Source organism: Allosphingosinicella sp. (assembly GCF_036402135.1).
Classification (GTDB): Bacteria; Pseudomonadota; Alphaproteobacteria; order Sphingomonadales; family Sphingomonadaceae; genus Allosphingosinicella.
Genome location: NZ_DASWTN010000001.1, coordinates 16,898 through 42,930, shown reverse-complemented (window position 1 = coordinate 42,930; position 26,033 = coordinate 16,898). Strand labels below are relative to the sequence as shown.

At 63.5% G+C, this 26,033-nt stretch carries 35 protein-coding genes and 1 riboswitch; of the genes, 18 read left to right on the top strand and 17 right to left on the bottom strand.

Annotated elements, in window-relative coordinates:
* Positions 1 to 130 precede the first annotated feature (130 nt).
* The gene (locus VGD10_RS00255; protein WP_331038778.1) at positions 131 to 430 is read left to right on the top strand and encodes a hypothetical protein; all 300 of its coding nucleotides are present in this window, start codon (positions 131 to 133) and stop codon (positions 428 to 430) included.
* On the opposite strand, the gene VGD10_RS00250 is transcribed toward VGD10_RS00255, so the two are convergent.
* From VGD10_RS00250 to VGD10_RS00230, 5 genes are read right to left on the bottom strand one after another with little or no spacing between them, the layout of a single operon-like run.
* Positions 427 to 1,599: a GNAT family N-acetyltransferase gene (locus tag VGD10_RS00250; RefSeq protein ID WP_331038777.1), complete on the bottom strand. Its 1,173-nt coding sequence runs from the start codon at positions 1,597 to 1,599 to the stop codon at positions 427 to 429. The two genes, VGD10_RS00255 and VGD10_RS00250, sit on opposite strands and share 4 nt — an antisense overlap.
* Positions 1,556 to 2,296: a glycerophosphodiester phosphodiesterase family protein gene (locus VGD10_RS00245; RefSeq protein WP_331038776.1), complete on the bottom strand. Its 741-nt coding sequence runs from the start codon at positions 2,294 to 2,296 to the stop codon at positions 1,556 to 1,558. The genes VGD10_RS00250 and VGD10_RS00245 overlap by 44 nt, the downstream gene beginning before the upstream one ends.
* Entirely contained in the window at positions 2,268 to 2,729 is a 462-nt protein-coding gene (locus VGD10_RS00240) for a RidA family protein (RefSeq protein ID WP_331038775.1), read from the bottom strand. Before VGD10_RS00240 ends, VGD10_RS00245 begins: the two co-directional genes overlap by 29 nt.
* A 55-nt stretch (positions 2,730 to 2,784) precedes the next feature.
* Positions 2,785 to 3,765: a quinone oxidoreductase gene (locus VGD10_RS00235; protein WP_331038774.1), complete on the bottom strand. Its 981-nt coding sequence runs from the start codon at positions 3,763 to 3,765 to the stop codon at positions 2,785 to 2,787.
* Position 3,766: 1 nt separating this feature from the next.
* Entirely contained in the window at positions 3,767 to 4,807 is a 1,041-nt protein-coding gene (locus VGD10_RS00230; protein ID WP_331038773.1) for a nitronate monooxygenase, read from the bottom strand.
* Between the two features lie 98 nt (positions 4,808 to 4,905).
* Between VGD10_RS00230 and VGD10_RS00225 the strand changes: the two genes are divergently transcribed.
* Positions 4,906 to 5,388 carry an Lrp/AsnC family transcriptional regulator gene (locus VGD10_RS00225; RefSeq protein WP_331038772.1) on the top strand — a complete coding sequence of 161 codons (483 nt, stop codon included), beginning with the start codon at positions 4,906 to 4,908 and terminating at the stop codon, positions 5,386 to 5,388.
* Between the two features lie 246 nt (positions 5,389 to 5,634).
* On the opposite strand, the gene VGD10_RS00220 is transcribed toward VGD10_RS00225, so the two are convergent.
* Genes VGD10_RS00220 through VGD10_RS00210 form a run of 3 tightly spaced genes read right to left on the bottom strand, consistent with a single transcriptional unit; the run spans position 5,635 to position 7,300 of the window.
* Entirely contained in the window at positions 5,635 to 6,384 is a 750-nt protein-coding gene (locus VGD10_RS00220; RefSeq protein WP_331038771.1) for an SDR family NAD(P)-dependent oxidoreductase, read from the bottom strand.
* Positions 6,381 to 7,034: an HAD family hydrolase gene (locus VGD10_RS00215; RefSeq protein WP_331038770.1), complete on the bottom strand. Its 654-nt coding sequence runs from the start codon at positions 7,032 to 7,034 to the stop codon at positions 6,381 to 6,383. The genes VGD10_RS00220 and VGD10_RS00215 overlap by 4 nt, the downstream gene beginning before the upstream one ends.
* Positions 7,031 to 7,300, bottom strand: a complete 270-nt coding sequence (locus VGD10_RS00210; protein WP_331038769.1) for a DUF3572 domain-containing protein — start codon at positions 7,298 to 7,300, stop codon at positions 7,031 to 7,033. Before VGD10_RS00210 ends, VGD10_RS00215 begins: the two co-directional genes overlap by 4 nt.
* Positions 7,301 to 7,337: 37 nt before the next feature.
* Here VGD10_RS00210 and VGD10_RS00205 point away from each other — a divergent pair, with 37 nt between their 5' ends.
* The gene (locus VGD10_RS00205; protein ID WP_331038768.1) at positions 7,338 to 7,718 is read left to right on the top strand and encodes a response regulator; all 381 of its coding nucleotides are present in this window, start codon (positions 7,338 to 7,340) and stop codon (positions 7,716 to 7,718) included.
* Positions 7,719 to 7,752: 34 nt separating this feature from the next.
* Here the strand turns inward: VGD10_RS00205 and rpmG are convergent, their stop codons facing one another.
* Complete coding sequence (gene rpmG / locus VGD10_RS00200; RefSeq protein ID WP_022672986.1) at positions 7,753 to 7,920, bottom strand: 50S ribosomal protein L33; 168 nt, start codon at positions 7,918 to 7,920, stop codon at positions 7,753 to 7,755.
* A gap of 136 nt (positions 7,921 to 8,056) precedes the next feature.
* On the opposite strand from rpmG, the gene VGD10_RS00195 reads away from it, so the two are divergent.
* Both VGD10_RS00195 and VGD10_RS00190 read left to right on the top strand, forming a co-directional pair.
* Positions 8,057 to 8,416 carry a hypothetical protein gene (locus VGD10_RS00195; RefSeq protein ID WP_331038767.1) on the top strand — a complete coding sequence of 120 codons (360 nt, stop codon included), beginning with the start codon at positions 8,057 to 8,059 and terminating at the stop codon, positions 8,414 to 8,416.
* 153 nt (positions 8,417 to 8,569) lie between these two features.
* Positions 8,570 to 10,168: a cisplatin damage response ATP-dependent DNA ligase gene (locus VGD10_RS00190; RefSeq protein ID WP_331038766.1), complete on the top strand. Its 1,599-nt coding sequence runs from the start codon at positions 8,570 to 8,572 to the stop codon at positions 10,166 to 10,168.
* Here the strand turns inward: VGD10_RS00190 and VGD10_RS00185 are convergent.
* Both VGD10_RS00185 and VGD10_RS00180 read right to left on the bottom strand, forming a co-directional pair.
* The gene (locus VGD10_RS00185; RefSeq protein WP_331038765.1) at positions 10,165 to 10,341 is read right to left on the bottom strand and encodes a hypothetical protein; all 177 of its coding nucleotides are present in this window, start codon (positions 10,339 to 10,341) and stop codon (positions 10,165 to 10,167) included. The two genes, VGD10_RS00190 and VGD10_RS00185, sit on opposite strands and share 4 nt — an antisense overlap.
* A 145-nt stretch (positions 10,342 to 10,486) precedes the next feature.
* Positions 10,487 to 11,278 (bottom strand): cold-shock protein, encoded by a 792-nt coding sequence (locus tag VGD10_RS00180; RefSeq protein ID WP_331038764.1) that lies wholly within the window; start codon positions 11,276 to 11,278, stop codon positions 10,487 to 10,489.
* Positions 11,279 to 11,492: 214 nt separating this feature from the next.
* On the opposite strand from VGD10_RS00180, the gene VGD10_RS00175 reads away from it, so the two are divergent.
* Positions 11,493 to 12,497 (top strand): DUF1176 domain-containing protein, encoded by a 1,005-nt coding sequence (locus VGD10_RS00175; protein ID WP_331038763.1) that lies wholly within the window; start codon positions 11,493 to 11,495, stop codon positions 12,495 to 12,497.
* 9 nt (positions 12,498 to 12,506) lie between these two features.
* Here the strand turns inward: VGD10_RS00175 and VGD10_RS00170 are convergent, their stop codons facing one another.
* Positions 12,507 to 12,680, bottom strand: a complete 174-nt coding sequence (locus VGD10_RS00170; RefSeq protein ID WP_331038762.1) for a hypothetical protein — start codon at positions 12,678 to 12,680, stop codon at positions 12,507 to 12,509.
* 153 nt (positions 12,681 to 12,833) lie between these two features.
* Here VGD10_RS00170 and VGD10_RS00165 point away from each other — a divergent pair, with 153 nt between their 5' ends.
* From VGD10_RS00165 to VGD10_RS00150, 4 genes are all read left to right on the top strand, one after another.
* The gene (locus VGD10_RS00165; protein ID WP_331038761.1) at positions 12,834 to 13,622 is read left to right on the top strand and encodes a transglutaminase family protein; all 789 of its coding nucleotides are present in this window, start codon (positions 12,834 to 12,836) and stop codon (positions 13,620 to 13,622) included.
* A gap of 26 nt (positions 13,623 to 13,648) precedes the next feature.
* On the top strand, positions 13,649 to 13,864 hold the full coding sequence (locus tag VGD10_RS00160) for a hypothetical protein (RefSeq protein WP_331038760.1): 216 nt from the start codon (positions 13,649 to 13,651) through the stop codon (positions 13,862 to 13,864).
* A gap of 71 nt (positions 13,865 to 13,935) precedes the next feature.
* Positions 13,936 to 15,030: a DNA polymerase IV gene (dinB, locus tag VGD10_RS00155; protein WP_331038759.1), complete on the top strand. Its 1,095-nt coding sequence runs from the start codon at positions 13,936 to 13,938 to the stop codon at positions 15,028 to 15,030.
* Complete coding sequence (locus VGD10_RS00150; protein ID WP_331038758.1) at positions 15,030 to 15,599, top strand: SOS response-associated peptidase; 570 nt, start codon at positions 15,030 to 15,032, stop codon at positions 15,597 to 15,599. Before dinB ends, VGD10_RS00150 begins: the two co-directional genes overlap by 1 nt.
* 2 nt (positions 15,600 to 15,601) lie before the next feature.
* Here the strand turns inward: VGD10_RS00150 and VGD10_RS00145 are convergent, their stop codons facing one another.
* Positions 15,602 to 15,907 carry a hypothetical protein gene (locus VGD10_RS00145; protein ID WP_331038757.1) on the bottom strand — a complete coding sequence of 102 codons (306 nt, stop codon included), beginning with the start codon at positions 15,905 to 15,907 and terminating at the stop codon, positions 15,602 to 15,604.
* A gap of 49 nt (positions 15,908 to 15,956) precedes the next feature.
* Positions 15,957 to 16,067, top strand: a riboswitch (TPP riboswitch).
* Between the two features lie 28 nt (positions 16,068 to 16,095).
* Between VGD10_RS00145 and thiC the strand changes: the two genes are divergently transcribed.
* The 4 genes from thiC to VGD10_RS00125 all read left to right on the top strand — a co-directional run bounded on the left by thiC (position 16,096) and on the right by VGD10_RS00125 (position 19,762).
* Positions 16,096 to 17,934 carry a phosphomethylpyrimidine synthase ThiC gene (gene thiC / locus VGD10_RS00140; protein ID WP_331038756.1) on the top strand — a complete coding sequence of 613 codons (1,839 nt, stop codon included), beginning with the start codon at positions 16,096 to 16,098 and terminating at the stop codon, positions 17,932 to 17,934.
* Positions 17,935 to 17,953: 19 nt separating this feature from the next.
* Positions 17,954 to 18,478 carry a cysteine hydrolase family protein gene (locus tag VGD10_RS00135; protein ID WP_331038755.1) on the top strand — a complete coding sequence of 175 codons (525 nt, stop codon included), beginning with the start codon at positions 17,954 to 17,956 and terminating at the stop codon, positions 18,476 to 18,478.
* A 66-nt stretch (positions 18,479 to 18,544) separates the two neighbouring features.
* The gene (locus VGD10_RS00130; protein ID WP_331038754.1) at positions 18,545 to 19,066 is read left to right on the top strand and encodes a hypothetical protein; all 522 of its coding nucleotides are present in this window, start codon (positions 18,545 to 18,547) and stop codon (positions 19,064 to 19,066) included.
* Positions 19,067 to 19,105: 39 nt separating this feature from the next.
* Positions 19,106 to 19,762 (top strand): hypothetical protein, encoded by a 657-nt coding sequence (locus tag VGD10_RS00125; protein WP_331038753.1) that lies wholly within the window; start codon positions 19,106 to 19,108, stop codon positions 19,760 to 19,762.
* Between the two features lie 56 nt (positions 19,763 to 19,818).
* Here the strand turns inward: VGD10_RS00125 and VGD10_RS00120 are convergent, their stop codons facing one another.
* Positions 19,819 to 20,403, bottom strand: a complete 585-nt coding sequence (locus tag VGD10_RS00120) for a hypothetical protein (RefSeq protein ID WP_331038752.1) — start codon at positions 20,401 to 20,403, stop codon at positions 19,819 to 19,821.
* Between the two features lie 797 nt (positions 20,404 to 21,200).
* On the opposite strand from VGD10_RS00120, the gene VGD10_RS00115 reads away from it, so the two are divergent.
* The 4 genes from VGD10_RS00115 (at position 21,201) to VGD10_RS00100 (ending at position 23,989) form a co-directional block, all read left to right on the top strand.
* On the top strand, positions 21,201 to 21,659 hold the full coding sequence (locus tag VGD10_RS00115; protein WP_331038751.1) for a hypothetical protein: 459 nt from the start codon (positions 21,201 to 21,203) through the stop codon (positions 21,657 to 21,659).
* Entirely contained in the window at positions 21,656 to 22,507 is an 852-nt protein-coding gene (locus VGD10_RS00110; RefSeq protein WP_331038750.1) for a DUF3800 domain-containing protein, read from the top strand. The genes VGD10_RS00115 and VGD10_RS00110 overlap by 4 nt, the downstream gene beginning before the upstream one ends.
* 186 nt (positions 22,508 to 22,693) lie before the next feature.
* Positions 22,694 to 23,098, top strand: coding sequence for a VOC family protein (locus VGD10_RS00105; protein ID WP_331038749.1), 405 nt, complete (start codon positions 22,694 to 22,696; stop codon positions 23,096 to 23,098).
* 57 nt (positions 23,099 to 23,155) lie between these two features.
* On the top strand, positions 23,156 to 23,989 hold the full coding sequence (locus tag VGD10_RS00100; protein WP_331038748.1) for a hypothetical protein: 834 nt from the start codon (positions 23,156 to 23,158) through the stop codon (positions 23,987 to 23,989).
* A gap of 116 nt (positions 23,990 to 24,105) precedes the next feature.
* Here VGD10_RS00100 and VGD10_RS00095 read toward each other — a convergent pair whose 3' ends face one another.
* From VGD10_RS00095 to VGD10_RS00085, 3 genes are all read right to left on the bottom strand, one after another.
* Positions 24,106 to 24,765 (bottom strand): hypothetical protein, encoded by a 660-nt coding sequence (locus VGD10_RS00095; RefSeq protein ID WP_331038747.1) that lies wholly within the window; start codon positions 24,763 to 24,765, stop codon positions 24,106 to 24,108.
* 140 nt (positions 24,766 to 24,905) lie between these two features.
* Entirely contained in the window at positions 24,906 to 25,328 is a 423-nt protein-coding gene (locus VGD10_RS00090; protein ID WP_331038746.1) for a DUF2141 domain-containing protein, read from the bottom strand.
* Positions 25,261 to 26,028 (bottom strand): sterol desaturase family protein, encoded by a 768-nt coding sequence (locus VGD10_RS00085; RefSeq protein ID WP_331038745.1) that lies wholly within the window; start codon positions 26,026 to 26,028, stop codon positions 25,261 to 25,263. The genes VGD10_RS00090 and VGD10_RS00085 overlap by 68 nt, the downstream gene beginning before the upstream one ends.
* Positions 26,029 to 26,033: the final 5 nt, after the last annotated feature.

Here is a 26,033-nt window from a genome sequence, read left to right as displayed (position 1 = left end):
GGCCGAGCCCCCTCTATGCGCGGACGGCGGCGCTGCGCAATGCGGCCAGAAGGTCACCGCGCCGTTAACCATTTCTTTAAACCGTCTGCGCGAGACAGGTGCCATAACAAGCGAGCAGGGGATGTTCGAAATGGCACATAGTCTGAAAACCGCCGCCTTCCTGATGGAAAGCCGCCTCGCCGACGCCGCTCAGGGGGACGTCGAGGCGCTTTACGAATTGGGCGTTGCTTATTCGACGGGAGCGGGGGGCGCCGACGTCGACCTGATCGAGGCGCATAAATGGTTCAATCTCGCCGCCCTCAACGGCAGCGAAGTCGCCCAGCAATGCCGGGCCGAAATCGCCGACGACATGACCGCCCGTGAGATCGCCGAAGCGCAACGTCAGGCCCGCGCCTGGCTCGCCTCGACGGTTCAGCGAGTAGCCGCTTAAGCCTTTTTGAAGGGCGTGAAGTTGCCGAGATAATCGATCTCGTTCGCGACGGCTTGCCGCTCACGCTCCAGATATTCCGACACTGCATCGCGGAGGCGCGGGTCGGCGAAATAGTGGGCTGACCAGGTGGTAATCGGCGCGTAGCCGCGGCTCAACTTATGTTCCCCCTGTGCGCCGGCCTCAACGCGGGCGAGGCCGTTCGCGATGGCATATTCGATCGCCTGATAATAGCTCAGTTCGAAATGGAGGAAGGGCACATCCTCCACCGCACCCCAGTAGCGGCCGTACAGCGCGTTGGCGCCGATCAGGTTGAGCGCCCCTGCGATCGGCACCCCGTCCCGCTTCGCAAGGATCAGCAGCACCTTGTCGCCCAGCCGCTCTCCCAGAAGCGAGAAGAAGCGGCGGGTGAGATAGGGGCGGCCCCATTTGCGGGAGCCCGTCTCCTGATAGAACAGCCAAAATGCATCCCAATGCGCCTCGGTAAGCGCCGCGCCCGTCACATGCTCGATCTTGAGGTCCTTCAGCGCCTCCTTCCGCTCCCGGCGGATGGTCTTGCGCTTCCGGGAAGAAAGGTCGGCCAGGAAATCGTCAAAGCAGCCATAGCCGCGATTATGCCAATGGAACTGCCGGTCCATGCGGACCAGCCAGCCCGCTTTCTCGAACAAAGGCACCTGTTCCTCGGCAACGAACGTTGCATGCGCGGAGGAAAGGCCGTTCTGCCGCACCACCGCCTCGGCGGCGGCGATAAGGCTTGGGATCAGCGTCGGGTCGTGCGTCAGCAGGCGCGGCCCCGGAACGGGGGTGAAAGGCACGGCGATCTGGAGCTTCGGATAATAAAGCCCGCCCGCCCGCTCGTAAGCGTCGGCCCAGCCGTGATCGAACACATATTCGCCCTGGCTGTGGCTCTTCGCATAAGCCGGCATGGCAGCTGCGGGCCTGCCGTCCGCGCCGTCGATCAGGATCGGAAGCGGCTGCCAGCCGTTGCGGGCGCCGACGCTGCCCGAATCTTCCAGCGCAGACAGGAAGGCGTGGCTGAGGAACGGATTGCTGCCATCATGGCAACAATCCCAATCCTCCTGCGGGACGGAGGCGACGCCCTCCGCCAGCCGCGCGAGGATCTCCCGGTCAGCCACGGCCCTGCGGAAGCTCGTGGATAATCTGGTCGGCATAGACGGAGGCGCGTTCCTCGTCGCGGCGGTTTCGGACCGTCCAGGTGAGGACCGGCAAGCCACGCGCCCGTGTCGCGGCTGCGAAGGGCGAGGGCAGGTCGCGGATGTCGTAGGCGAGGAAGTTCGCCCGCGAGCGCCACAGGCTGAAGGCGCGCTCAACCCTGCCGCGAAGCCCCCGCTTATTCTCCTCGGTGACCACCAGCCCCCGCTTCACGTCGGGCGCGTTTCGGGAGAACCAGCGGCCCACCTCCGGGTTGAACGACATCACGGCCGCCTCTCCGCCATGGCCTTGGAGCGCCCGGTTCACCGCCGCCGAGAGCTTCGCCGCATGCCGCCTGGGCGCCTTCACTTCGATCAAGAGCCCGCAGCGCCCGGCGATCAGCCGCAGCACCTCGCCCAGCGTCGGAATGGTTTCGTCCATGCCCTTCAACATTAGGCGCTGAAGCTCGGCTGCGCTCCGCTCGATCACCGCGCCCGCCTCGCCGGTAAGGCGGTCCAGCGCATAATCGTGGAAGACCATCGCCTCCCCGTCACGGCTCAGCTGCACGTCGAGTTCGATGCCGAAGCCGGCTTCGATAGCGGCTTCGAATGCGGCGCGGCTATTCTCAAGACGCCCCGGACCATGCAGGCCGCGATGGGCGAAAGGCCGCTCGATCAGGCGGGCGAGGTCAGGCCTGACGGACCTGGATGACCGCATCGACCTCGACCGCTGCGCCGAGCGGCAGCACGGGCACGCCGACGGCGCTGCGGGCGTGGCGACCCGGTTCGCCGAACACCTGCTCCATAAGCTCCGACGCACCGTTCGCGACCTTGGGCTGGTCGGTGAAGCTGCCGGCGCTGCTCACGAAGGCGCCGAGTTTCACGATGCGCTCGACCCGGTCGAGCGATCCCAAAGCCTTGTTGATCTGCGCGAGCAGCATGATGCCGCAGGCGCGCGCGGCCTTATAGCCAAAGTCGACGTCGCGATCTTCGCCCAGGCGGCCGGTCATCAGCTGCCCCTCGTCGAACGGGAGCTGCCCGGAGATGTGGAGAAGGCCGTTCGCCTCGACGGCGGGCACATAGGCGGCCACCGGAGCGGCGGGTTCGGGAAGGCTGATGCCCTGCTGGGCGAGACGGTCTGCAATGCTCATGGACGACGCGTAAGCACCGCCTTGGGCCGCCGGTCAAGCCCGCCGTTTCCTGGCTTCACATCACTCCGTCGTTCGGGATCAGCAGTATCTTGCCAGACACAATTCGTGATTCCAGGAGACGATGTGCTGAGGCTCCGTCGGCTAACGAGAAGGTCTTGGCGATCTTAACGCACACCGATCCGTCGAGCATCCAAGAGAAGAGCTCCTCCGCGCGGCGGCGGCGCTCATCCCCGGAAACCAGCACATTCCAAAGGTCGCCGCCAGTGACGCTAAGAGAATTCTCCATCAGCATCCGCGGATCGACAGCCGGGGGGTCTCCGCCGGCCATGCCATAGAAGACGGCGCGGCCATGTTGTCGCAAGGCACCAAGACTGTCGTTCAACGTCGCCCCGATGCTGTCATAGACGACATTGGCACCGCCATCCGTCAGCTGCCGAACCTCCGCAACCCAATTTTCATATTCGATTGCATGATCGGCGCCGGCGGCCTTAGCTGCCGCCCGCTTCTCAGGCGATGAAGCGGTGCCAATCACATGAGCCCCAAGCCTCTTGGCGATCTGCACGAGCAGCAGGCCTACGCCGCCGCCCGCTGCATGGACGACGACCCATTCGCCTGCCTTAAGCGGGTGGCTGTCGCAGGTGAGGTAGTGCGCAGTCAGACCTTGAAGCAGCACCGCGGCTGCGACTTTCGTGGTGATGCCGTCTGGAAGCGGGATGAGCTTGTCGGTTGCAACCACCGCGAACTCGGCATTCGCGGCTGGACTATCGGCGAATCCGATACGATCTCCAGCGCGGAATCCGGCCGCCTCTGCCTGCGGACCAAGCTCTTCGATGACACCAGCGCCCTCATAGCCGTTGATCCAGGGCGGGTTGCCCGCTGGCCGCCACCGTCCGCGTCGACGATAGATGTCAGCAAAGTTGAGCCCGGCGGCTTCGATGCGCACTAGTGCTTCGTTGGAACCCGGCCGCAAATCTCCAACCTCACGCCATTGAAGAACGTCCGCATCGCCGAATTCCTCAAACATCAATACGTGCATTTCATTCCTTCTGTTCTTTGGAGCGTGGGCTGCCGCCTGCAAACTGTGAGAGCGCCGCGGCAGCGTCGGCGACTATGTTGCTGAAGATGCACCGCACCGGCTCGACTGATCGGACGAGCTGGGCGCTGGCGCCCGCGTAGAGCGCGGCCGACTCCCAGTCCCCCTCCATCTGGGCCCACGGAGTGGCAACGTCGTAGCGGAGGAGCGGTCGTCCGTCGGGAAAGGAGCCGACCCGTTCAGCTTCGCCCGGGCGTGCTCCGGCCGGAGGACATCCCGCCTCCTCCCAACATCGGACCGTGGTGTTCCGAATGACGCGATGCGGGGCGTTGGACCAGCCGCCATCGAAAAGCTCGGTCTCGATCAAATCTCGCGCCCCAGCCCTCACAATGCTTTCTTTATGCCCGGGATGGTTCGCCGCCTCGATGCTGGCCACAAAGCGCGTTCCCATCCAAATGCCACAGGCACCCAGGCAAAGCGCCGCTGCCAGTCCCCTGCCATCAGCAATACCCCCCGCAGCGATGACCGGAACGCCCCGTGCTGCATCAACGACAGCTGGAAGCAACGACATGATTGGGGCGGTGCCAACGAGATGGCCACCCGCCTCGCTTCCTTGTACCACTAGAAAATCGACACCGAGATCGGCTGCATGCGCCGCCTCCTCCGGGCTTCCGACTGTCCAGAAGCTGGTTGCCCCTGCCGCCTTGATCAAGGGAACGTACGGCGCGGGATCTCCATACCATAGCGACACCAGCCGAACACCTGATCCCAACGCGGCTTGCAGCCGGCGCCGTTGATCCACGATCAAGGTGAGATTTACTCCAAAGCGTCCATTAGTGGCCGCTGTGAAGGGAGCCAGCCGCGAGACGACTTCGTCCTCGGGCATTGACAGCAGTGCGACGAAGCCAATGCCGCCTGCATCAGCCACAGCGCGCAGAAAGTCGGGTGTGGTTCCCCGCCCAAGTGGAGCGGCGATAATCGGATGATCAACCCCGAGCCGCCTCGTCAGCGGCGTGCTGGGAAAAGGCGAGGCGCCCGACTGCATGATAGAAGAATATCTTCTATGAAGCCCAAAATAGAGATAGAATCAATCTAATTTTATCGAGTATGTTACAGGATCAATCCCATTGGCCGCCTGTCAGAATGAAATCCACTTACAAGCTTGACCGTTTCGAAGCACGGATTCTCCGCCTGCTGCAGACGTATGGACGTCTGTCGCATGCGGAGATCGGCCGTAGGATTGGCCTGTCCCCGTCCGCGGTCGCTGAGCGCATCCGTAATCTTGAGGCCGAACAGGTTATCCTCGGCTATGCAGCTATCGTTGATGCCGAGCGGGTGGGTCTTCCGATTACCGCGATGATTACTATGACTTGCGATGGCGAGCGCTGCCGCAAGCTCCCGGGGGAGGTGGAGGCGATACCGGAAGTTGTCGAGTGCCATCGGCTGACTGGAGATGCCAGCGCGATCCTTAAGGTAGTAGTGCCAAGCATCCGAGCGCTGGAGGCTCTGGTTGATAAGCTTGCCTTGTTCGGGAAGCCCTCGACCGCTCTGGTCCTCTCCCGTCCCTTCACGCCTCGACCACTGCCTTACGTCGGCGATGCGGAGGGGACACCGAACAAGGCATAAAGAGCTCACCAAAAGAGAGGGAGCGATAATGGAGAAGGTCGATCTCGCCGACACGTTCAGCAGCTTCGCTGACTATCGGAGCCGAAGATCGCCGGCGACATCAACGACTTTCAGGTGAAGCTCGCAAAGCCTCAAAGGTTCTCGAGCCGAACACGACGCTGAACACGGATGTTGAAGAGAACCGTACCAGTGACTCACCTATATTGCTAATCCGCTGCAACCACGGGGACTGTTATCACAACAGAGCTATCCCTCCCGCGCCACCTGAAAGCCGGCGAACGACTGGCTGACCGGCATCAGCTCGATCGTGTTGACGTTGAGGTGCGGCGGCTGGCCCGCGATCCAGAACAGGGTTTCGGCGATGTCCTCCGCCGTCATCGGGTTCATGCCCGCATAGAGCGCGTCCGATGCCGCCTGGTCGCCCTTGGTGCGGACGAGGGTGAATTCGGTTTCAACCATGCCCGGCTCGATCGAGGTGACACGGACGCCGGTGCCGTGAAGGTCGGACCGGAGGTCCAATGAGAATTGGCGGACGAAGGCCTTGGTGCCGCCGTACACCGCGCCGCCGCGATAGGGGTAGGTGGCGGCGACGGAACTCAGGTTCAGGATCAGGCCCTTCCGTTCAATCAGGCCGGGAAGCAGCGCGCGCGTGATTGCAAGGAGGCCGGTGATGTTGGTGTCGATCGCCTGCCGCCAATCGGCGAGATCGCCCTCCTGCGCGGGGGCCATGGGCGGGGCCATGCCGGCATTGTTGAGCAGCACGTCGACGGCGCGGAACGGCTCCGGCAACGCGTCCGGCGCGGCCTCGACGGCGGCGATATCGGTCATATCGAGCAGCAGCGGGTGAAACCGGTCGCCCAATTCTTGGCCAAGCGCGTCGAGCCGCTCCTGCCGGCGGCCTGTCCCGACGACTCTCCAGCCTGCTTGGACGAAGCGCCGCGCAGCCGCCGCGCCGATCCCCGCTGTCGCTCCGGTGATGAAGATGGTTCCCGTCATGTCGACTCCCTCTGTGAGGCATGGACGTAGGCGCCGACGCCGTCTGAGAAGCGGGCGGCGATCCAGCGCGTCGCGTTGCCCCAATCGTCGATGCGAGCATGGGCGTGTGGCGCGCGCGGCATGTGCGCCGCGACTTTCGGCTCAGCGATCATGTGCAGTCGCCATACGTCCGGCGCGTGCTTCGCCACCGATTCGTGATGGATGGCGAGATCGTCGACGAAGACGGCGACGCTCGGCCGCACCTCCTCGATCAGCTCGGCGACAGGGCGTCCTTTGCCGCCGCGATTGCAAAGGACGCGGTGGCGGATGTCGAAGGCTTCGAGCTGCTCCACCCGGCCAGCCTCATACTCGTCGCCAATGTTCGTGAGGATGACGATGTCGGCTTGCTTGCCGATCTCTGCCAGCGCCTCGGCCGCGCCGGGCACCACATTCTGCCGGTGCATCTCGCTGGCGAAGAAGCCGTCGAGCAGCGGCCAGATCCGCTCCTCCGCTACCGGAAGGCCGGTATCCTTCTCGCGGACCGCCTCGCGAAAGCCGGGCGCATCGAGGGCGAAATGGAGGCTGTGCGCCTCGTCCACCCATTCCGCAAAATGGCGGAGCATGTGCAGCAGCACCTCGTCGCAGTCGGTAATGAGGAGGGGCCTGGTCATGCCTCAAGCCTCCGCCGCGCCTCGACTAACTCTTCCGGCTTGACGTTGAGGGCCTCGGCGCAGGCGATCAGGTCGGGCTCATGCCCCTCGAGAAAGCGGAGGACGGCGGAAAGGACTTGCGGATCGTCGAGGCGGCTGCGCAGAGCGTCCGGCGTGAGGCCGGTCAGCGCCAGCAGCCTTTCGGCCCGGCCGTTCTCCTGCAGCGTCCAGCCGAGCGCTGACAGCGCAAACGCCTCCAAAGACTGGTTTGTTTCGTTAAGACTCATGACGTAAGATCGGCGCCCCACAGCGAAAGGCATGCGCGTGGCGAAAAAAATTCTGGTTGTCGAGGATAACGAGCTCAATCTGAAGCTCTTCTGCGACCTGCTTCGCGCCCATGGCTATGAGGCGGAGCCGGTGCGCGACGGCCGCGAGGCGATGGAAAAGACGCGCGCCTTCGAGCCAGACCTCATCATCATGGACATCCAGATGCCGCATATCAGCGGCCTCGAGCTCATCGAGCAGATGAAGGCGGATGAGGCGCTGTGTCGCATCCCGATCATGGCGGTGACCGCCTATGCCGCCAAAGGCGACGAGGAGCGAATCCGCGACGCGGGCGCCGAGGGTTATGTGTCGAAGCCCATATCGGTGATGAAGTTCGTGGAATCGGTCGGCGCGCTCCTGGAGCTGCAGCCGAGCCTCTGAGGCGTCTCCCGCGGCGGGGCGCGGGAGAGCGTGATTACTTGATCTTGGCTTCCTTGAACTCGACGTGCTTGCGCGCGACGGGATCGTACTTGCGGAAGGTCATCTTCTCGGTGATGTTCCGCGGATTCTTCTTCGTCACGTAGAAGAATCCGGTGTCGGCGGTGCTCACGAGCTTGATCTTGACGGTTGCTGGCTTGGCCATGGCAGCCTCTAATTCCCAGGTTGTATCGAAAATAAAAAGCGGCGTCGCCGCCGCTCATATGCGCCGCCGCCTCTGCCTTGATCGGTCGCTTCTGTCAAGGCCGCTCCGCTTCACGAAAAAGTAAAGCTTCCATGCCATGAAGAGCTTGCCGGAACGGCGGGAGGCGCAAATGCGCGCGGGCATGGACGGAATGCTGGTTGTGCGGGCCGAGCTTTGCGAGCGGCTCGAACATCTGCAGCTTCTCTCCCGTAGCCGCCAAGGCGCCGATTATTCCAGCCGCGTCGCTTCGATCCGCCAGATGGCCGCAGCCTATGGGCTGACGCCGGTCGCGCGCCTTGCCGAGGCCATGGAGCGGGCGATTGCGGAGACAGGGCCGCGCTCCTGCACGGCCGGGCTCTACGTCGACCGGCTGTACGATGCGATCGGATGCGGCCGGACTGACGAAGCGGCGAGCGAGGCGCTGCTGGCGTCGGTAAAGATACAAACGAGGATGTGAGAGGCATGCGTTACAGAAGCTATGCGGCGGAGCGTTTTCCCTGGGCCAGTCTGATGCTGGTGGGACTTTATTTCAGCACCCTCACAGTCATCGCTTGATCTCGATCGACCGGCTGGCGGGGAGCCTTAAGGCGCAGCTATCGTTACGGCTGCGATGCGCGAATTCTCACAGCTCCTTGACGGTCTCGTTTACACCCGTTCTCGCAACGCCAAGCTGAAGCTGATCGGTGATTATCTGAAGCGCACGCCAGATCCCGACCGTGGCTATTCGCTCGCGGCCCTCACCGGCGAACTCAACCTTCCGGCGGTGAAGCCTGCTCTTATCCGCGCCATCACTGAGGAGCGGGTCGATCCGGTGCTCTTCCATATGAGCCGCGACTATGTCGGCGACATGGCGGAGACGGTGTCACTGCTCTGGCCGAAGGCGATCGATCAGCCCCCCGAGATCGACGATGGGACACTCCGAATTTCGAGCGTCGTGGAGCGGCTTGCCGGCCTCAGCCGGTCGGAAGCGCCGCAGGCGCTGGCACAGATGCTCGATCATCTAGACGCGAGCGGCCGCTATGCGCTGCTGAAGCTTGCGACTGGCGAACTCCGGATCGGCGTGTCGGCGAGGCTCGCCAAGGTCGCGCTTGCGGAAGCCTTTGGGCTAAACGTGGATGCCGTCGAGGAGGTGTGGCACGGCATCGGCCCACCCTATCTGCCGCTCTTTGCTTGGGCAGAGGGTAAGGGCGCCCAGCCGACCACTAAAAATGTGCCGGTGTTCCGGCCGTTCATGCTTGCCCACCCGCTCGAAGACGCGCGCCTGTCGATGGAGGAATATGCCGCCGAGTGGAAATGGGACGGCATTCGCGTGCAGATCGTGCGGGCGGGCGGCGAGACGCGGCTCTACAGCCGGGCGGGTGACGACATCACCCGAAGCTTTCCTGAGGTAGCAGACGCGTTCGAATCCGACGCGGTCGTCGACGGCGAACTGCTTGTGAAGGGCGAGTTCCAAGGGGCGGACGAACATGGCGGCGGCGCGGCCAGCTTCAACGCGCTCCAGCAGCGGCTCGGCCGCAAGGTCGTGTCGCAGAAGATGCTGAGCGACTATCCGGCCTTCGTTAGACTCTACGACATTTTGATTGAGGCGGGAGAGGATCTGCGCCCGTTGCCCTGGCAAGAGCGGCGGCGGCGATTGGAGGCGTTCGCCCCGAAGCTCGATCCGGAGCGGTTCGACATCTCGTCGCTGATCGACGCGTCGAGCTTCGACGAGCTCGAGGAGATACGCTCCGGCGCGCGGGATGCGTCGATTGAAGGCGTGATGCTGAAGCGCCGCAACAGCCCCTATGTCCCGGGCCGTAAGGTGGGGCACTGGTATAAGTGGAAGCGCGATCCGCTGACCGCCGACTGCGTGCTGATGTATGCCGCGCGCGGCAGCGGCAAACGCTCATCTTATTATTCCGACTATACGTTCGGCTGCTGGACCGAAGAGGGCGAGCTGCTGCCGGTCGGGAAGGCTTATTTCGGCTTCACCGACGAGGAGTTGATGTGGCTCGACCGGTTCGTGCGCAACAACACGGTGCAGCGCTTCGGCCCGGTGCGAGAGGTGGCGAAGAGCTTGGTGCTCGAGGTAGCATTCGATTCGATCCACGAGAGCCGCCGCCACAAATCCGGGCTGGCGATGCGCTTCCCGCGCGTATCTAGGATCAGGAGGGACAAGCCCGCTGCCGAAGCGGACCGGATCGAGACGCTGAAGCGCCTGGCGACTTAAGCGACTGCCGCCTTGCAGCCGAGCGGGATCGTAGCTTCGCTGGCATTCACGAGGGCGGTATATTTTTCGGCGAGTTCGAGATGGCGCGCCCGCGCCTCCGGCGTAACGGAGCGCTTAGCCGCCAGCATTTCGGCGACCGCTCTCCTGCGGAAATATCTCAAATCGCTTTCCATCGAGCCCCCTCGAGTGAAAAAATCAGTGCATTTCGTAGCGTAACCGTAATGACGGCGTCAAGTTATCCACAGGTTAACCCATTGATGCGGCTAACACGGGGGTAAAGAAGAAGGCCCGGAGGGTCGCTCCGGGCCTTTTCGAGACTTACTGGATCGGCTGGAGATTGACCGCCGCGGTCTTGCCCCGTCGGTCGACTTCCAGTTCGAATTCGAGCCGGTCGCCTTCGTTGAGGCTGACCATGCCGGCCCGCTCCACAGCAGAAATGTGCACGAAAGCATCCGGCTGTCCGTCGTCGCGGCTGATGAAGCCGAAGCCCTTCATGGCGTTGAAGAACTTGACGGTACCCGATGCCTTTTCGCCGGTAAGCTGACGCTGCGGTCCGCCCGCGCCGCCGGGGCCGCGGTCCTCGCGAGGGCCACGATCCTGAACGGGGAGCGGCTCACCTTCGATCTTGAGATCGGTCGCCGAGATGCGGCCGCCGCGATCGACGAGCGTGAATTCGAGCGGCTGACCATCGGCAAGGCCGGTGAGGCCGGCCTGCTCGACTGCCGAGATGTGCACGAACACATCTTCGCCGCCATCGTCACGAACGATGAAGCCGAAGCCCTTTTGCCCGTTGAAGAACTTTACGACGCCCGTGCCTTCGCCGACCACCTGGGGAGGCATGCCGCCGCCGCCGCGGGGGCCGCCGAAGCCGCCGCCACCGCCGCCGCCGCGGAAACCGCCGCCACCGCCGCCGCCGCCGAAGCGATCACCGCCGCCGAAGCCGCCGCCACCGCCGCCGAAGCGATCGCCGCCACCGCCAAAGCCGCCACGGCCACCGCCATAGCTGCTCCGATCTTCGAATCCGCCGCCGAAATTATCTTCGCCAAACCCGTCGCGCTTGTCTCTGCCGCGCCCGCCGCGCTCGCCGCGGCGTCCTCTGTCGAAACCCATGCCTTCAAATACTTTCCCGCGCCCGTAACCCTGTTAGATCCATAGCGCTGGGCTGAACGCGCAAATGGTCTTGGCGCGGAATTATGGCGCACCGCCGAATCCCTTAGCGTAAAAACAGGCATGTAGCGAGGCACTTTAGCGCGGTCGGGAGAGCAAGCTCTTTTCCGAGCACCCCGCATAAGGCAGACTGTGTTGAATTTCGGGGGAGACTTGGATGGTAATCGCCCTTTCGCTCACGGCAGCCGTGATTCCGCAGCCTACGAAGCTCGAACTCTTCAAGGACTGGCTGGTCGGCTGCGACAATGGCCGCGCCTGTCACGCGACGTCGCTCGGCCCCGATGCTGCCGAGCAGCGCTTCGACGTCAGCATCAAGCGCGGCCCCGAACCCGATGCCGAAGTGGAAATCGAAATCTGGTCGGTCGATCCGCAGGTGAAGGCGCTCGCCGTCGACGGAAAGCCGCTTCGCCTCACGCTCACTCCAAGTCGGGAAGTATGGCCGATCGAAGGCGAGGCGCGCACCTATTTCCTGGATGCGGTGAAGCCGGGACGGCAGCTCCAGTTCCTGAAGGCGGACGGCAGCATCCATGCGGTGACATCGCTGGAGGGCCTGAACGCCGCCCTCCTCTACATGGATGACCGGCAGAAGAGAGTGGAGACGATGAGCGCCCTCATCCGCAAGGGATCGGAACCGAGCTTCAAGGTGCCGAAGGCGCCGATCCTGCCGGTCGTCGAAGTGCCGCCCCCGTCCAAGGAGCCGCCGCTGACCATAGGAGAAGCGATGGTGAAGCAGCTGCAGAAGGACAATTGCGACTTTGAGCTTGAGGCCGAAGAACCGGGCGCGGAGACGGCGCGGCTCGATGCTCATCACACGCTCGCCATGATCCCGCTCCGCTGCTGGAGCGGCGCCTACAATCATGCCTCTTTGCTGCTGGTCAATTGGGGCGAGGGCAAGTGGAAACCGGTTCGGTTCGACACCGATTCGTTCGACGAGACCGACAATCCGCCGGGCATTGCCTTCAACGCTATGTGGGAGCCCGAGAAGAACCTTCTCACCACCTATATGAAGGGGCGCGGCATCGGCGATTGCGGCGTCATCCACAATTATGCCTGGGACGGCACCCGCTTCCGGCTGGTCGAGCGTGCCGATATGAGCGAGTGCCGCGGCTCGGTGGATTACATCACGACCTGGCGCGCGGAGATTCGTACCGCGCGCCAATAATCCGGTGCGTCAGGGGCTGGTGTTCGCGCCAGTCTTCCGCGCTGATTTGCGGTCGACTGAGGTCGCCGACTTCTTCTCGCCCATGATGGCGTTGCCCGACACGCCCTTGTCCTTTTCATGATCGCGCATAGTGGGATTGTGGTTGTTGTTCTGGCTCTTTCCGCCGCCGCTATTGTCGCGCATCTTCATTCTCCTTTCATTGACAACTGGATTGGGTGATCGGTGTTGCGGCGCATTTCAAAGCGCGCGGCGGGCCGTTAGAGGAAGCGCGACGTTCCGACAGATTTGGCGCGGAACGGAGCCTTGCCTGTTCGGTTCGGCCTTTCCGGAGAGTGGATGGGAATGCGCCTCAGCATAGACGCAGAGCTGGATTATCATCTGCCGCGCCGCGCGGATGTTCTGCTACAGCTCGAAGCGGCGCAGATGCCCGACCAGCGCGTCGTCGAGGACAAGCTGACGGTCGCCAGCGACCAGGCGCTGAAGCCGGTAGAGGGGCTGCAGGGCATCGGCCGCCGCGTCTGGACCAGCGGCGAGGGGCATTTCACCGCTCGTTACATGGCTACCGTCGAAGTGGAGCGAACGGCGTCCGACCTCTCCAGCATGAGGATCGCCGCGCTGTCTGACCTGCCTGGTGACGTGATCCATTTCCTCTGGCCAAGCCGCTACTGCCAGTCGGACAAGCTGCACGGCTTCGCAGTGAAGGAGTTCGGCAGTTTCCAGGGCGGAGCGAAAGTGCAGGCGATCGCCGATTGGACGCGCGAGAACCTCGATTATGTCCCCGGCTGCAGCGACGCGACCACGACCGCCCATGATACGTTCCAGCAGAAGAAGGGCATATGCCGCGATTTCGCGCACGTGATGATCAGCCTCGCGCGCGCTCTCGACATTCCGGCGCGGATGGTGAGCGCCTACGCCTGGGGCCTGAAACCGCCTGATTTCCACGCGGTGGTGGAGGTGTGGCTGGACGGCGGCTGGCAGCTCGTCGATCCGACCGGCCTCGCGCCGGTCGAGGGGCTGGTGCGGATCGGGGTCGGGCGGGATGCGACCGACATCAGCTTCATGACCATCTTCGGCGGATCGGCCAGCCTTAACCGCCAAAGCGTACGCGTCCAAAGGCTGGATTGAGCGTTGTCTCCGCAAAGGAGACGACGATGAACGACGACAAGCAGCAGTTGGTGGACGAGGAGACGATGGAGACCGCCTCGGTCGCACCGCCCAATCCCGAAGAGCGGGCCTTCAACGGCCACCCAGACCATCCGCCCGCGGTTCCCGACCAGCCAGTCGAAGGAAACCAGGAACTGATCCGGCAGTCGGATGAGTCCACGCCGGAGCAGGGTCTGGAAGAGGCCGAGCGTCAGCCGTCTTGAGGGCTGGCGAGGCTCGGCAGGCCCGCATTGGCCTCTGGCGCCTGAGCAGCAAACTGCTATAAGAACAGGCCGTGAACGACACGGGCGGCGCCTCTCCCTTGCGGAAGATCATCCATATCGACATGGACGCTTTCTACGCGTCGGTGGAGCAGCGGGATAATCCGGAGCTTCGCGGCAAGCCGCTCGCCGTTGGCGGCGGCCATCGGGGCGTGGTCGCGGCCGCAAGTTACGAGGCGCGGAAGTTCGGCGTCCGCTCGGCCATGCCGTCCGTCACCGCCAAGCGCCGCTGCCCTGACCTCATTTTCGTCAAACCGCGCTTCGACGCCTATCGCGAGGTGTCGCACCAGATCCGCGCCATATTTCACGAATATACGCCGCATGTGGAGCCGCTCTCGCTCGACGAGGCCTATCTGGACGTGACTGAGGACCTGAAGGGCATCGGCATCGCGACCCGCATCGCCGAGGAGATCCGCGCCCGCATTAAGGCGGAGACCGGCCTCACCGCATCTGCCGGCGTGTCCTACAACAAGTTCCTGGCCAAGCTCGCCTCCGACCAGAACAAGCCCGATGGCCTCTGCGTCATTACGCCCACCAAGGGAGAGGCGTTCGTCGCCTCGCTGCCGGTGAAGCGCTTCCATGGCGTCGGTCCGAAGACGGCCGAGAAGATGGCGCGGCTCGGCATCGAAACCGGCGCCGATCTCCGCGCGCAAAGCCTCGAATTCTTGCAGCACAATTTCGGAAGCTCGGCAGGCTATTATTACAACCTCGCCCGCGCCATCTGCCACCGGCAGGTGAAGGCGGACCGGCCCTACAAGTCCGTCAGCGCAGAAGACACTTTCTTCGACGACCTCACGGAGGACGAAGCGCTGGTTACCGAGCTTGACCGGATCAGCCGCACCCTCTGGACCCGCATCGAGGCGAAGGGGCTGTCCGGCCGCACCGTCAACTTGAAGGTCAAATATCAGGATTTCCGCATCGTCACCCGCGCCCGCTCGCTCGGACGTGCAGTGGCAAGCCGCGAAGAGATGCTGGAGATCGGCGCCGCGCTCCTCCGCAGCCTCCTCCCCGCCGAAAAAGGCATCCGCCTCCTTGGCCTCGGCCTCTCCAGCCTTGGCGAAGAAGCCGCCGCCGCGCCCCCGCCTCAGCTTGAGCTGCTCACCGCCTGATGTGCAACGATTACTCGAACAAGCTCGACATTACGCAGATCGCGAAGATGTTCGAAGGCCTCACCTATCCCGAAGGCGTTCCGAACCTCGAACCGCGCGACGACATCCGCATCACTGATCGGGCCCCGATCGTCCGCGCCTCAGCCGCCGGCTACGAACTCGTCCAGCGCCGCTGGAGCTGGCCAGGTCCAGGCGGCAAGCCCGTCTACAACTTCCGCTCCGACGGCCGTGACTTTCCGAACGGCCGCTGCATCATCCTCGCCGATGGCTTCTACGAATTCACCACCCACTCCGACCCCAAGTCGAAGCGCAAGCACAAATGGCGCTTCACCCTGACCGGCGCCGAATGGTTCGGCATAGCCGGCCTCTGGCGCGCCGCTCCAGACGTGGGCGAAGCCTTCACCATGCTCACTACCGAGCCCGGTCCCGACATCACGCCTTACCGCAGCCGCCAAGTCGTCGTCCTGCCACCTGCCCACTTCGCCCGCTGGCTAGATCCATCGGTCCCCGCCCGCGACCTCCTGAAGCCGCTCCCCGTCGGCAGCCTCGCCGTCGAGCAGATCTGCTAGGATCAAAGCCGCTCCGATGCCCTGGCCCGCACCACGATTTCGTCCTGCCGGAACCGCCGTTCCAGCTCTCGGCGACAGCTCGACCACCAGCCGCGATCAAGTTTGTCCACCATCACTTCGAAGATGACGATGTCGTCCCGCGCCACCTCACCTTCGTCCTTCCAAAGCCCCTCGGCAGGACTTCGCGTAAAGGCGGTGAGACCGCCGAACTTCTCTATCAGCTCCTTCCGCACCTCGGTGTAGAGCGTCCGCTCAAAGCGGCGACCTCTATTGTCGTAGAGCGGCAGGAAAATTTCGATTACGTTCATCGGGCCCTAACGCAGCCGCTTCCGTCCGGCTCCGATTGGGCCTATGCATGCGGCTTCCCCGGGGGACTCTGCGCACAGGGTTGAGAGGCGGCTGATACGGCTGCGACCCGCCGAACCTGATCCCGTTCACACGGGCGTAGGGAGGGAGCGAGCGCGAGCCCGTTCTCCTTCCAGTTGAGGAGATGAAGATGGCCGACGCACCTGCCCGCACCGAACTGAAGGTCACCACCGGCCCAATCCGCGGCAGCCGCAAGGTCTATGTCGGCGAGTACCGGGTCGCCATGCGCGAGATCGACCTTGAGCCCTCGTCCGGCGAGCCGCCGCTCCGCGTCTACGACTGCTCCGGCCCCTACACTGATCCCGCCGCCACCATCGACATCATGACGGGCCTCCCCGAGCTCCGCCGCGACTGGATCCGCGCCCGCGGCGATGTGGAGGAAGTCGCCCAGCGCGAGGTCCGTCCCGAGGATAATGGGCAGCTCGGCCCCGACCGCTCAGGCGGCGTCCAACCCTTCCCAAACGTCCGCAAGCGCGTCCTCCGCGCCAAGCCCGGCATGAACGTCACGCAAATGCACTATGCCCGGCGGGGCATCATCACCCCCGAAATGGAATATGTCGCCGTCCGCGAAAACCTTGGTCGCGAAGCCATTCGCGACCAACTGCGCGACGGCCAGGATTTCGGCGCCTCGATCCCCGACTACGTCACCCCCGAATTCGTCCGCGACGAAGTCGCCCGCGGCCGCGCCATCATCCCCAACAACATCAACCATCCGGAATCCGAGCCGATGGCGATCGGCCGCAACTTGCTGGTCAAGATCAACGCCAATATCGGCAATTCCGCGGTCGCGTCGGACGTCGCGAGCGAAGTCGACAAGATGGTCTGGGCGATCCGCTGGGGCGCCGACACGGTCATGGACCTCTCCACCGGCCGCAACATCCACGACACCCGCGAATGGATCCTCCGCAACTCGCCGGTCCCGATCGGCACCGTCCCCATCTACCAGGCGCTTGAGAAGGTCGGCGGCATCGCCGAGGACCTGACCTGGGAAATCTACCGCGACACCCTCATCGAGCAGGCCGAGCAGGGCGTCGACTATTTCACCATCCACGCCGGCGTGCGCCTGCCCTACATCCCGATGACGGCGAAGCGCGTCACCGGCATCGTCTCCAGAGGCGGCTCGATCATGGCCAAATGGTGCCTCGCCCACCACAAGGAGAGCTTCCTCTACACCCGCTTCGAGGAGATTTGTGAGATCATGAAGGCGTACGACATCGCCTTCAGCCTCGGCGACGGTCTCCGCCCCGGCAGTATCGCAGACGCCAACGACGAAGCCCAGTTCGCCGAACTCGCCACCCTGGGCGAACTCACGCAGATCGCGTGGCAGCATGACGTTCAGGTGATGATCGAAGGCCCCGGCCATGTGCCGATGCACAAGATCAAGGCGAACATGGACAAGCAGCTTGAGGCGTGTGGCGAAGCCCCCTTCTACACGCTTGGTCCCCTCACCACCGACATCGCGCCGGGCTACGATCACATCACGTCTGCGATAGGCGCCGCGATGATCGGCTGGTTCGGCACCGCGATGCTCTGCTACGTCACACCCAAGGAGCATCTCGGCCTCCCCGACCGCGACGACGTCAAGGTCGGCGTCGTCACCTACAAGCTAGCCGCCCACGCCGCCGACCTCGCCAAGGGTCACCCCGCCGCCAAGCTCCGCGACGACGCCCTGTCACGCGCCCGTTTCGAATTCCGCTGGCGCGACCAGTTCCACCTGAGCTTGGACCCCGACACCGCCGAGCAATATCACGACCAGACGCTTCCGGCGGAAGGCGCCAAAACCGCCCATTTCTGCTCGATGTGCGGGCCGAAATTCTGCAGCATGAAGATTACCCAAGAGGTGCGGGATTTTGCAGCGAAGCAAAACGCCAGCGCCGACACTTTCCTTGAGGCGAACAAGGGCATGGCCGAAATGAGCGAGAAATTCAGGGAGAAGGGCGGCGAAATCTACCTTCCCGCCGCCGAGTAGCCCGGGGTAGGTTGGCACCATGAAGGCGCTCGTCATCATTGACGTTCAGAAGGGCATGTTCGCCTTTCCCGAGGCACAGCCGCATGAGGGGGAGGCCGTCGTCGCCCGGATCGCGGAGCTCCTGTCCCGCGCCCGCGCGGCAGGGGCGCCGGTGCTCTTCGTCCAGCATAGCTGCGATGAGGAAGGCGACCCGCTCCACCCGGACGGCCCCGGCTTCCCCTTTCGCGACGAACTCGCCCCTCATCCTTCCGAACCCGTCATCGTCAAGACGAAGTGCAGCGCCTTTCAGGCGACCGATCTTGCTGAAAGGCTGAGCACCGCCGGCGTCGATCACCTCGTCATCTGCGGCATGCAGACGGAATATTGCGTGGACACCAGCATCCGCTCCGCCTTCGAACAGGGCTATGAGATCACGCTGGTGGCGGACGGCCACACCACGTTCGACACGCCGGTTCTTCCCGCCGCGCAGATCATCGCCCACCACAACCACACGCTCCGTGGCTTCGCTAAGCCGGTCCCGGCAGTTGACGTGCGTTTCGACTGAAGCGCCAGCTTCGCCCCCGGGGCATCCCGCGGCGGAACAACGGATCGCCCGCGCGTTAGGGGCATCATGAAAGTCTCCCGCCGCTTCCTCTCCACTGCGCTCCTGCTCTCCGCCTGCGCGATACCGACGTTCGCCGCCGCCCTAACTGGCACAGCGCAGCGCGCCTCCTCCCCCTCAAGGCCGCTCCTTGGCGCAGAGGTCACCCTTGCCGAATGGCGAAAAGCCGAAAATCGCTCGGCCTGCGCGCCGCTTGCCTTCTCCTCCAACGGCGGCGCGCCCGGCACGCCCAAAGGCGAAGCGCAGAGCGGCGGCTGGCGCGTGGCATTCGATATTCCCGGCACGTCGTCGGCTTACGGTGTTGCGGGGACCTGGCTGCGGCCGGACATCGACACGGCGGAAAAACTGAAGCGCGCGGCGCTCTGGGGCAGGCCTTATACGCGGGATCTCGGCCGTCCCGGAGGGCTGCCGCCGGGAAGCATCGCCGGCTACGGCATTGGAAGCTTCTCAGCCTATTCGCGCGATAACCCGCTTGGGCAGGGCCTGCGGTCGCTCGCTTATGTCTGGGTACCGGGGCAATCCTGCATGTAAAACGTCTGGAGCGATCTGAGCCGGACCCATCTGGAAGCCTTGCTGGACTCGCTGCGCCTGGTCCCGGCGCCCGATCCCCGCGGCTTGCCGCCGCTGCCGCGCTCGGTGTCGACCCTACCGCCTCCGCCGGCGCGCCCGCCCGCGCCGCGGCCGCCCTCCGTTTCTTCAACAACGGCGGGAGAGGAGCGGCTGCTCGATCTTGCCGGGGGCAAGATGATCCTGACGGCGGAGGGCTATAGCGAGATACGCGTCGGCAGCCTGCTCAAGGATGTGCGGAAGAGCTACAATTTCACCGGATCGCCTTACAACAGCAACGAATGCGGGCTCTATTCGGCCCCGGAGATTCCCGGCCTCCTGCTCTATGTCGAGAATATGCGCATAACGCGCGTCAGCGTCATGCCCGTCCGGCTATCGGCCTATGTCCGCGTGCCGCCGTTGATACGAACCGATCGCGGGATCGTCATCGGCTCGACGGAGGTGGAGGTCAGGGCAGCCTATCCGGAGGCGATACGCGAACCCTGGTCTCACGGCGCGCAGCAGCGGGGGCGTGACGGCAGGCTTTCCTATGCCGATCTCTACGTCCTCGGAGAAGGGCGAGCGCCCGCCCTCCGCTTCCTGTTCGACAGCGACGGGCGGGTGAAGGAAATCGCGGCGGGCATCGCGCCTGCTTTGCTCCTCAGGGAGGGATGCAATTAGGAAAAAGGCGCCCCGGCCGAAACCGGAGCGCCCTTACGCATACACGTTAGCAAGACTTAGCGGCGGTTGATCACCCGCACGATGTTCCCGGTGCGGCGGTCGATCTGGTAGATGCGGCCCCCGTCATAGCGGTACATGTAGCGGTTGGTGTCGCGAAACTCGTTCTGCCACTGGTTCGGCACGCCGCCCCAATTCTGGTCGTAACGCTGACCCATCTTCCTGGCCTGTCCCGGCGGCATGCAGCCATTGTTCTTCTTGGCGAGTCCCGGCGGGCAGTCGCGGCCGTTGCCATATTCGTAATCGTCATCGTCACGGTCGTAGCGTGGGCGGTTGTCGCCGTTGCGGGTCGCCATGCGGATCTGCTGGCGCAGCATCTGAATGCGCTGCTGCAACTGGTCGCGCTCCATGGCGGTGAAGCCGCCGCTTCTGAACTGCCGTTCTAGGTCGCTTAGCTGGCGAAGCTGGTCGCGAAGCGGCATTGCCTCGTTCCGGGTGATCCGGCCGGATTGGACGCCGGCCTGCAGGCTGGATTGCAGCTCGTTGATCCGCACCTGGAAATTGCCGCCGCCATATTGGGCTGCGGCCGGAGCGGCCGCGGCGAGCGCCGAAACCGCCGCCATCGTCATCATCATCTTTTTCATAACATCCTCCATCACGCCCCAGCGCTTGGGTGTGACAGAGCGCCTTGTGCTGTGAGGCCCGCCTGAACGGCATCGACAGGCGAGGTTCACAGGGGCGGCGGAGATGGAGCGGCTCACTCTTACGCCCCTCATTTCTCCTTGAGGGGAATCACAACAGCGGGATGAACTCGCCGCAAGGAAAACGCAGGCACCTTTTGCCGCCCAGGCGCAAGGAATGGCTAAGGCCGGGATATAGCTGCCGTCCGTTCATGTAGGAGTTGAGCCGCCCCGAGGACTGGAGCACAGGAGCACGTGAGCACATGGAGCACATTGAGCACATGGAGCACCGCCAGCCCGCGCTAAGCTGCTGCTATTAAATACTTCTCGTGCAGGTGCGCCACAGACTCGATCTTCGAGAATGCACGTGTATTGCACTATACGACCTCCCAAAATTGTCGCAAAAGAACATCAGCTGGTGCTCAGTTGCGCAAACTGAACAGTCGACTTTGCGCGAGCTATGATGCATTTGACTGTTGTCGCGACGATCCGGTGTGGTCGCGCCTCGGTCCAAACTTGGCGCAACCACACCACCCTGCGACGGGATCACAATCGGAGCGAAGGGTTGGTGTCCAAAGCCGACCCGCTCCCTCGGAGGCAATATGGCAGTTTTTCCATCTACGTCCAAGTTGGCGGCAAAGCGGAAGCTGGAACTCAGGCAGAAGCTCTGGCCCGGAGTAACAGAGGACCATCTTTGGGATCGGAAGAACCGAGATGGCTTCGCCACCATACCGCGAACGCTGCCACTAATGCTCACGATAATGAACGATTTAGCGGATAAGGGTAAGCCGGTAGCCCATGTTTACTTAGAACTATGGTCGCGGCTCCGCGACGAGGGCTTTCTTAGCTTAAATAGCGCCCAAGAGATGGCATTTGCGTCGGGGCACACCGGCCAGCGTGCGCTATATACTTGGCGTGATCGGGTTACAAAATTGAAAGAGCTCGGCTTTCTTGATGTCAAGCCCGGGCCATTCGGGCCGTTGTCATATGCGCTCGTCTGGAACCCATACCACGTCATCCGCAAGCACTACGAAGAAGGCCGCGTCCGCGAGGATAAGTGGCAGGCTCTGATATTTCGCGCGAGCGAGATCGGGGCAGACGATCTTGATGAAGATGTGCCGCCCGTTAGTCCCCCGAAGCCGAAGCCGACGCCGAAGCCGAAGTCCAAGGCCAAGGGGGCCAGAAAGAGCTCGGCAAAGTCTGTGGCGCTAATTGTATGAGTAGGTACATCCTCTACTGCGACGAGTCCGACGCTAAGGGTAAGTTCTACTCTCACTTCTATGGCGGTGCCCTGGTCGAGGCGCGCAAGCAGCAGGCAATCGAGGATGAGCTTCAGGCTGTTAAAGATAGCCTAAATATCTTCAATGGCGAGATGAAATGGCAAAGGATCACTGAGCCATACCAAGACAAGTACATCACGTTTGTTGACGCGGTTTTTGATATCGTGCGGCGGGGCGACATGAGAATCCGTATCATGTTCACTCAGAACAGGTGGATCCCGTTGCTGGACGACTTCCAGATCGATAATGAATACTTTCTCCTTTATCACCAGTTCATCAAGCATGCGTTCGGCTTCCGCTACTGCACGGAGGGGGCGGGTGATGCATCGGCAGCGGTTCTCTTGGACAAAATCCCGCACAACGCAGATAAACTACATGAATTCAGAAAGTACCTATCTAGCCTCTCTGACTTTCCAATCTGGCGCCGGGCTAGGTTTTCGATCGCGTACGAGGATATCGCTGAAGTAGACTCCAAGGAGCACAACATCATGCAGGCGCTGGATGTGGTGCTAGGCGCTGCTCAATCGCGGCTCAACGAGAGGCACACACGCCCGATACCCCCCGCTAAACGACGGACCAAGCGAGCCCGCGCGAAGGCAGCGGTGTACAAAGCTGTTCAGCAAAGAATTTGTGAACTCTACCCGAACTTCAATGTCGGCATCAGCACTGGTACCCCCCACGGTTTGTCGGATCGATGGCAGCACCCATATCGACACTGGCTATTCATGCCTTCGAGCGCGCGCGAAGATAGCGCTCGCACGAAAAAAGCAGCTGGCGTTAGGAAGTGACCCCATCGATCCCTACAGAGTACCTCTCGCAGGGCGTGAGGCTTCAGGAAAGACAGGGTCACACTCTATATGCGACTTTGTCGGATTCCGTCAAGAGTCTCAACAACTTAGTTAACTGAGATATCTATTTGATTTGACTCATTTTTTCGCTCTTCCAAAAAATATCTGGATGATTGCTATCGAGCTATGTCGCAGACCCTCGCCCACATATCTCTCATCGTCCGTGACTATGACGAGGCGATCGCCTGGTTCACGGACGTGCTCGGCTTCACGCTCGTCGCTGATGAATATCAGCCGGAGCAGGACAAACGCTGGGTGCTCATCGCGCCGCCGGGTGCGGGCGAAAATGCCTCCACCCTCCTCCTCGCCCGCGCCGCGACGCCGGAGCAGGAGAAGTTCATCGGCAACCAGGCGGGCGGGCGGGTGTTCCTGTTCCTCCGCACCGACGACTTCTGGCGCGACTATGAAGCGATGACCGCCAAGGGCGTGCGCTTCATCCGCCCTCCCGCCGAGCAGCCCTATGGCACCGTCGCCGTGTTCAAGGACCTGTATGGCAACCTTTGGGACCTGATCGGCCCGCCCGCTGCCTGAACAAGGCGATGAAGGCCGCCCCTTCCAATGTAGGATTTCGTCTGTTCTACACTCGGGATGAGCGACTCATCCGATCCCCGCACCGACCTCGATCACCCGCCGAGCCAGGCACTTGCCGCCACTGACGACGGCGCGCCGCCCGAGGACGGCTACGATCCCGCCGATTATCGCTGGGTGCCCGTCCGCCGCCGCCCGCGCTTCGATGGCTGGACCGAGGAGAAGCAGCGCCGCTTCATCGAGGTGCTGGCCGATACCGGCCTGGTCTCCGCCGCGGCCAAGGCGGTCGGCCTGTCGCGGGAAAGCGCCTATCGCCTCAAACGCTCGCCGCACGGCGCCGCCTTCGCCCGCGCCTGGGACGCGGCGCGCCACCATGCCGGCGGCCTCATCGAGGACACCGCCTTCGAACGCGCGATCGAGGGCGTCGAGCAGAATGTCTATGACGAATGGGGCGAGGTGGTCTGCACCAAGCGCGTTCACAACGACCGGCTGCTCATGTTCCTCCTCCGCAACCTGAAGCCCGAACGCTATGGCGCGGCCGCGCCCGCCCAGCCGGGGCCGGAGATCACTGTCGATGCCAGCCTCCGCGCGCTGGAGCCGCAGCTTCCCGCGCCGCCCGAGCAGCTGCTCGGTCCCGAAACGCTGGCCGACGAGCTGGAGATCGCCGACATCGCCGACGGCAAGCTGCCGCATTTCTTCTCCGAGCAGCGCCCGGCGAAGAGCGCGGCCCGGATCGAGGCGGAGGCGCGGGCGGCGCAGGACGCGCGCGGCGCTGAGGCCTGGGAAAGAAGCCAGCGCGGCGACAAGGATTTGAGCCGCCAGGAATTCACCGACATGTGCCGCTATCTCGACCCGCTCGGCCGGGCAGAGCGGTCGCGGAAGCATTACCGGTGATGGGTTTTGGTGTGACCTTAGTGTGACCTTCCGGCGTCGGCGGGACGCGCTTCCCCAACGGAAAAGCGCCCCGGCCGGGGCCGAGGCGCTTCATTGATTCCGATTAGGATGCGGTCTTACGGAATGTCCCAGACCCGCGTCACGACCTGCGTCCGGGCATCGATCTGATAGATATTCTGCCCGTCCGACCGGTAGACGACGCCGTTGCCGTCGCGGAACTGGTTCCGGTACTGGTAGGGCACCGCATAGAGGTTGGCGCCCGCGCGCATGCCGACGCGGAGGCCGCAGTCGTTGTCTCGCCCCAGCACGCTGTCGAGCACGCCGCCGATGCCGCCTCGGGTTTCGCAGGCTTCCTCATAGGGGCCGCCCTGGCCGTAGGTGGCATCAATCCGGCCGTCGCGGTTGGCGTCGCGATCGTCCCAGCCGTCGCGATTGGCGTCGATGAAGCCGGAATTGCCGTAGCGTGTGGCGTCGTTCCGCGCCGCAAAGCGGATCTGCTCGCGCAGGTTCTGGATGCGGGTCTGGAGGTCGCGGCGTTCGGTCTGCGTCAGGCCGTTCGCGCTATACTGCCGCTCCAGATCACGAAGCTGGCGATATTGCTGACGAAGCGGCTGCGCCTCGGCGCGGGTGATTGTCCCGGCCTGCACGCCCGCCTGAATTTGGGTCTGCAGGTTGCCGATGCGATTGACTATATTGGCATTCGCCGTCTGTGCAGCCGCCGGTACGCCGATCGCCAGCGCCGAAACGGCCGCCATGGTGAAGATCGTGCTTCTCATGTCCTTTACTCCTACTCACGCCCCCCACGCGTCAGTGTTCAACCGCATGAGAAAGCAGGGAGTTTGCTCCGACGGGACAGGTCGTGGCGGAGAAGAGGTGAGAGGAGCCTTACTAGCCCACTCACACTACCTGCACACCGTCAAAGGAAATAGCGTATCCGCACATTTTGCTGCGCCTCGCCCGCACCGATCGTGAAGCATGCCGCGTCGAACTTAGGCGGCCCGAAGCGGACGACGGGATTGCGGGAGAAGCCGATGCCTTCGCGCGGAATCCTGGCGAAGGTGTCGAGCTGCGCGTTGTCATTCTCGTCGTGGATCACGGAGAGGGCGTAGGCGCCGCTCGGCAGGTTTCGGAAGCGGAGGCGCTCGGAGGCTGCAGGCGCCGCAAGGCGATGGGCGGCGGGATCGCCCTTGCAATTGGGGAAGTGCTTCGGATTTGCGGTGAGGCACAGGCGGACATGTCCGTCGCCGCTGCGGAGGTTCGAAAGCTCTACTTCAAGCTGTCCCGCCGGCGCGGCGCCTACGGCGATCGGCGAGGCGAGGATCAGGGCCAAAGTCGCCAAGGCCTTTGTCCGTGCCGCACAGCCTGTCCCAGAAGCGGAAATAAAGCCCATAATTGCACCTATACTCGCGGTGGTGCCGCTGATGATGGCTTGCCGTGATCAGCCAGCGCCCAGCGCCGCCTTCCACCAGCCATTTCGGAAACAGCTCCCACCCCATGTGATTGGTGACACCCATAACCGTCATCACCATAAGCACAAACAGCAATGCCCCGTAATGAATAGGGATGAGGAGGATAAGCGCCGGGATCACGATCGCGCCGGTCAGCGCCTCGACCGGATGGAAGCTCATCGCCGCCCAGGCTGTCGGCGGGCGGGAGGCGTGGTGGACCGCATGGGCGATGCGGAACAGCTTCGGCCGGTGCATCCAGCGATGGGTCCAGTAGAACCAGCTGTCGTGCAGGAAGAGGTAGGTGAGCACCGACGCGGGCAGCCACCAGAGCGGGTAGTCCGCAACATTCGAATAGATGCGCGTCCAGCCATGCTCCTGCCAGCCCCAAGCGAGGACGCCCGCAGGGACGCCATAGATGGCGGCGCTCGCCAGCGACCAGCGGATCTCCTTCCCGATCTGCGCCGACTGATCCTTGTAGAGGCCCGGGTGACGCCGCTGCGTCAGCCAGGCGAAGCCGCCGCTCACCGCCAGATAGCGACCGCCAACGATCAACGTCATGGCAAGCATGGAAAGGAGCAGCGCCGCGGTCATCGGCC